The 5,232-nt window shown below is 70.2% G+C and carries 6 protein-coding genes; all 6 read left to right on the top strand.

Annotated features, from left to right (window positions below):
* Positions 1-622: cell envelope integrity protein TolA (gene tolA, locus DT074_RS27505; protein ID WP_162915286.1), on the top strand; the 622-nt coding region annotated here is incomplete at its 5' end.
* On the top strand, positions 619-1,950 hold the full coding sequence (gene tolB, locus DT074_RS27500; RefSeq protein ID WP_119423023.1) for a Tol-Pal system beta propeller repeat protein TolB: 1,332 nt from the start codon (positions 619-621) through the stop codon (positions 1,948-1,950). The genes tolA and tolB, both read left to right, overlap by 4 nt.
* Before the next feature lie 196 nt (positions 1,951-2,146).
* The gene (pal, locus tag DT074_RS27495; protein WP_119423022.1) at positions 2,147-2,665 is read left to right on the top strand and encodes a peptidoglycan-associated lipoprotein Pal; all 519 of its coding nucleotides are present in this window, start codon (positions 2,147-2,149) and stop codon (positions 2,663-2,665) included.
* Between the two features lie 234 nt (positions 2,666-2,899).
* Positions 2,900-3,460, top strand: a complete 561-nt coding sequence (gene pal, locus DT074_RS27490; protein ID WP_438503717.1) for a peptidoglycan-associated lipoprotein Pal — start codon at positions 2,900-2,902, stop codon at positions 3,458-3,460.
* 135 nt (positions 3,461-3,595) lie between these two features.
* Positions 3,596-4,528: a tol-pal system protein YbgF gene (ybgF, locus tag DT074_RS27485; protein WP_119423021.1), complete on the top strand. Its 933-nt coding sequence runs from the start codon at positions 3,596-3,598 to the stop codon at positions 4,526-4,528.
* Positions 4,529-4,592: 64 nt separating this feature from the next.
* Positions 4,593-5,232, top strand: a 640-nt coding sequence (gene tilS, locus DT074_RS27480) for a tRNA lysidine(34) synthetase TilS (protein ID WP_119423020.1), incomplete at its 3' end; no start/stop codon positions are given.

Genomic DNA, 5,232 nt, shown 5'->3' with positions numbered 1-5,232 from the left:
GCCGGAGCCGCCGAAGGTTCAGCCGACACCGCCGGAGCCCGCGCCGCCGCCGCCCAAGCCCGAGCCGGTCGTGGTGCCGGAGCCGGCCCCTGCGCCGCCGCCCGAGAAGAAGGTCGAGGCGCCGCCCCCGCCGCCCAAGCCGGCCCCCAAGCCGCCGGCGCCGCAGCCGGCGAAGCCGGCCTTCGACCCGAAGGCGCTCTCCGCCTTGCTGAACAAGCGCGTGCAGGACAGCGCGCCGCCGACGCCGCAGCAGGACACGCGGCCCAATCCGCAAACGCCGCCGGTGGTCGCCTCATCGCGCGGCTCGGGCGAGCCCTTGACGATCAGCGAGATCGACCTGATCCGGCGTCAGATCGAGCGCTGCTGGAATCCGCCGGTCGGTGCCAAGGATGCGCAGGACCTGGTGATCCGCGTGCGCGTGCAGCTCAATCCCGACGGCTCGCTGCGCCAGCCGCCCGATCTGCTGGACCGGCCGCGCGCCGATCCGTTCTGGGCCGCCGCCGCCGACAGCGTGCGCCGCGCCATCCTGCGCTGCACGCCGATCAAGGACCTGCCGCCCGGCAAGTACGAGCGCTGGCGCGACATCGAGTTCACATTCAATCCGAAGGACATGGTGGGATGATCCAGGCTTTCCGTCTGTTCGCCGTTCTGGCCGGCCTGTTGGCCTTCGTCGCGCCCGCGGCGGCGCAGCTTCGCATCGACATCAACCGCGGCACGATCGAGCCCTTGCCGATCGCGATCTCGGACTTCGATTCCGAGACGCCGGACGGCACCCAGATGGCGACCGATATCCCGCGCGTGATCCGCGCCAATCTGGAGCGCTCCGGCCTGTTCGCGCCGCTCGACCCGAAGGCGCATATCCAGCGCCCGGCGGATATGCGCACGCAGCCACGCTTCCAGGACTGGCGGGTGATCAAGGCGCAGGCGCTGGTGACGGGCAAGACCGAGCGCGTGCCGGACGGGCGCATCCGCGTCGAGTTCCGCCTGTGGGACGTCTATGCCGAGCAGCAGATGACCGGGCTCGCCTATTTCACCAACCCGGATAACTGGCGCCGCATCGCGCATCTGATCTCCGATCAGGTCTACAAGCGCCTGACCGGCGAGGAAGGCTATTTCGACACCCGCATCGTCTTCGTGTCGGAGACCGGGCCGGCGGCCAAGCGCGTCAAGCGCCTCGCCATCATGGATCAGGACAGCGAGAACCTGCGCTATCTGACCGACGGACGCTTCCTGGTGCTGACTCCGCGCTTCTCGCCGACCAACCAGGAGATCACTTACCTCTCCTACTTCAACGACAATCCGCGAGTCTATCTCTACAACATCGATACCGGTCGCCAGGAAGTCGTCGGCGACTTTCCCGGCATGACCTTCGCGCCGCGCTTCTCGCCCGACGGCAACACCATCGTCATGAGCATGGCGCGGGACGGCAACAGCGACATCTACACGATGGATTTGCGCACCCGCGCGATCAAGCGGCTGACCACCGATCCAGCGATCGACACCAGCCCGACCTTCTCGCCCGACGCGCGGCGCATTGCGTTCAACTCCGATCGCGGCGGCACCTCGCAGCTCTACACGATGGAGGCCGACGGCTCGAACCAGCGCCGCATCTCCTTCGGCGACGGCCGCTATTCCACCCCGGTCTGGTCGCCGCGCGGCGACCTGATCGCCTTCACCTTGCAGAAGGGCGGCAAGTTCTTCATCGGCGTGATGCGGACCGACGGCTCGGGCGACCGGCTCTTGACCGAAAGCTTCCTGGACGAGGGGCCGACCTGGGCGCCGAACGGCCGCGTGCTGATGTTCGGCCGCCAGACCCCGGGCGACGCCCAGGGCCGCGGCGGCCGTCAGCGCGTCATGTCGGTCGACCTCACCGGTCACAATTTGCGCGAGGTGGTAACCCAGACCGATGCCTCGGACCCGGCATGGTCGCCGCCGGCCCCCCTCAAGTAACTATAGTAGAGGGGGTTGCAAATCCGCCACAAAGCAAGAAAAGCGCAGCCCCCCCACCTTGTCGGGGCCGCAAGTCGGGCATATAGTCCGCGGGACTTTCGGCAACGAAATCAAACCGCCGCGCCCGAGCGGCAGTCCCGTGTCTGCGCGGTATCTGTCTTCCGAACAGCCTGACCCTTGGAGGGGATCAAGTAACATGCGTGTCTCGCTTGGCACCAAGCTCATCGCCCTGATCGCCGGCGGACTCTTGCTCGCAGCTTGCGAGAGCAAGCCTGCCGATTCCGGAGGCGCCGCGGGTGGCGGCACGCCGCCGGCTCGCCCGCAGGCGACCGCGCCGGCCACGCCGGCCGGCCCGACTCCCGGCAGCGCGCAGGATTTCATCCTGAATGTCGGCGACCGCGTGTTCTTCGACTTCGACAAGTACGACCTGAAGCCGGCCGCGCAGGCGACCTTGGCGCGTCAGGCGACCTGGTTGAAGCAATACGCCAACCGCACCATCACCGTCGAAGGCCATGCCGACGAGCGCGGCACCCGCGAGTACAACCTCGCGCTGGGCGAGCGGCGCGCCAATTCGGTGAAGAACTACCTGATCAGCCAGGGCGTGGCGGCGAATCGGGTGAAGACCATCTCGTACGGCAAGGAGCGCCCGGTCGCGCTCGGCCATAACGAGGCGGCCTGGTCGCAGAACCGCCGCGGCGTCACCGTCGTCAACTGATCTGGCCCGGCGCCTCGGCGCCGGTCCCGCAGGCGAAATCGGCGCCCGTCTCTTGCCGGAGACGGGCGCCGAAGCTTTTTCCGCTGTCGCGCGTTTCCCCTGTCTCGCACGTGGTCCGGGGCACAGCTTGTCACAGGGCCGTGTCCATATTCCGCCTTGTTTGCGGCGCGAATCGGTCATTCTGATCCGCGCTACTGCTGACCGCCCGTCTCTGGGGGAAGCAAGAACGGACTGATGATGGAACGCATGATGTACCGACTGAAATCGTCGATCGGCCTCGGACTGCTGGTCGGGGCTCTAGCTCTCGCCGGCTGCGAAAGCACGCCGGAATCCACCACCGGCGCCGGCGGCGCCGGCAGCTTCGGCTCCAGCCCGTCCCAGGCCGCGCCGGCCGGGGCCGGCGGCCAGGTCGGCAGCGCGCCGATCGGCGGCGCCGGGGTAGGCGGGCCCAACCTCGCCGCCGCGGGGATCTCCGATACCGTGCTGTTCGGCTTCGACCAGTACGATCTTTCCGCCCAGGCGCGCGCCACGCTCGACCGCCAGGCGGCCTGGCTGCGGCAGAATGCGCAGCGCGCCATCACCATCGAGGGCCATGCCGACGAGCGTGGCACGCGCGAATACAATCTCGCGCTGGGCGAGCGGCGCGCCAATGCGGTGAAGACCTATCTGGTCACGCTGGGCGTGCCGGCCAACCGCATCCGCACCTTGTCCTACGGCAAGGAGCGTCCGGTCGCGGTCGGGGCCAGCGAGGCGGCCTGGGCGCAGAACCGCCGCGGCGTCACGGTGGTGAATTGACGGGATGAACCGATGGGCGGCGCGCCTGCCGCCGCGTGGCGGGCGCGCTTCCTTATTGGCGCCTTGATTGCTAGCTAGGAGCGGCGAACGATTCGGTCGGATCCGCTCCGGCAGCGTTCGTCGGGAGAGATCGCGATGCGCCTCGCTATCGTCGGCTGTTGCCTTGCCCTCATGACGGCGGCCCTGCCCGCCGCCGCGCAGGATGTGCGCGTGCTGCAGGACCGCATCCAGCGGCTGGAAGGCGAACTCGTCCAGCTGCAGCGCCAGGTCTATCGCGGGGGCAGCACCGCGCCGGCGTCCGGCGCGGCCGTCGTTACCGGCGACCAGGGCAGCGCGATCGGCACCCTGCTGGTGCGCCTCGATCAGCTGGAAGGCCAGATCCGCGACCTGACCGGGCGCATCGAGCAGTCGGAATTCCGCAACCAGCAGACCCAGGCGCGCCTCGACAAGCTGGTCGAGGATGTCGATTTCCGCTTGAGCGCGCTGGAGAAGGGCGGCCGTGCCGAAGGCGGCGCAGTGCCGCCGCAGCCTGGCGCCGCCACCGGCGCGCCGCAGAACACGTTGCCGCCCGGCACCACGCCAGGGCCCGGCGCGCCGCCGGGCTTTCTCGGCCAGCCCCGGCCGCAGCCGCAACAGCAGGCCGCGCTGCCGCCGCCGTCGTCCCAGGGGAAGTTGCCCGACGGTACGCCCCAGGAGCGCTACAATTATGCCGTCAAGCTGTTGCAGCAGGGCGATTACGGCGATGCCGAATCGGCGCTGAACGAGTTCCTGACCGCGCATCCGAAGGATCCGCTCGCCGCCAACGCGCAGTACTGGGTCGGCGAGACCTTCTTCGTGCGCACGCAATACGACCGCGCGGCGCAGGCCTTCCTCGCCGGCTACCAGAAATATCCGAAGAGCCCGAAGGCGCCGGACAGCCTGCTCAAGCTCGCCATGAGCCTGACCAACCTGAACCAGAAGAAGGAAGCCTGCGCGGTGCTGCAGCAGCTCTCGACCGAGTTCCCCTCGGCCGATGCCTCGGTGAAGCAGGGCGCCACCCGCGAGCGCCAGCGCGCCGGCTGCCGCTGACGGAAAGGCCACGGGGGAAGCGACGACCGACCGCGCGCTCAGCGAGGCCGAGTTCGCCCGCCTGATGGCGGCGCTCGGCGCTTTTCCGGGCCATCCCGATCTCGCGGTCGCCGTTTCCGGCGGCGCCGACAGCCTGGCGCTCGTGCTGCTGGCGCAGGGGTGGACGGCGGCCCAGGGCGGGCGCCTGCTGGCGCTCACCGTCGACCACGGGCTCCGGCCGGAAGCGGCGCGCGAAGCGCTGCAGGTCAAGCGCTGGCTCGCCGCCCGCGGCGTCGCGCACCGCACGCTCCGCTGGCGCGGGCCCAAACCGAAGGCGAATCTGGCCGCCGCGGCGCGCGAAGCGCGCTATGCGCTGCTCTTCGCCGCCTGCCGCCGGGCGCGGTTCCGGGCGCTGGCGGTGGCGCATCACCGGGAAGACCAGGCCGAGACCTTCCTGCTCCGGCTCGGTCGCGGCAGCGGCGTGGACGGCCTCGCCGCCATGGCGCCGGTGAGCGAGCGCGACGGCATCGCGCTGCTCCGTCCCCTGCTCGACATGCCGCGCGACCGCCTGCGTGCCGCGCTGGCCGCGGCCGGCCAGGACTGGATCGAGGATCCGGGCAATGCCGATCCCGCCCGCGCCCGCACGGCGGTGCGGGCGCTCTTGCCGGCGCTCGCCGCCGCCGGCCTGCCGCCGGTGCGCATCGCGGCCACCGCCGCGCGCATGC

The sequence above is a fragment of the Desertibaculum subflavum genome (genome assembly GCA_003576705.1).
Taxonomy (GTDB): Bacteria; Pseudomonadota; Alphaproteobacteria; order Ferrovibrionales; family Ferrovibrionaceae; genus Desertibaculum; species Desertibaculum subflavum.
This window is presented reverse-complemented; position numbering and strand designations above follow the sequence as displayed.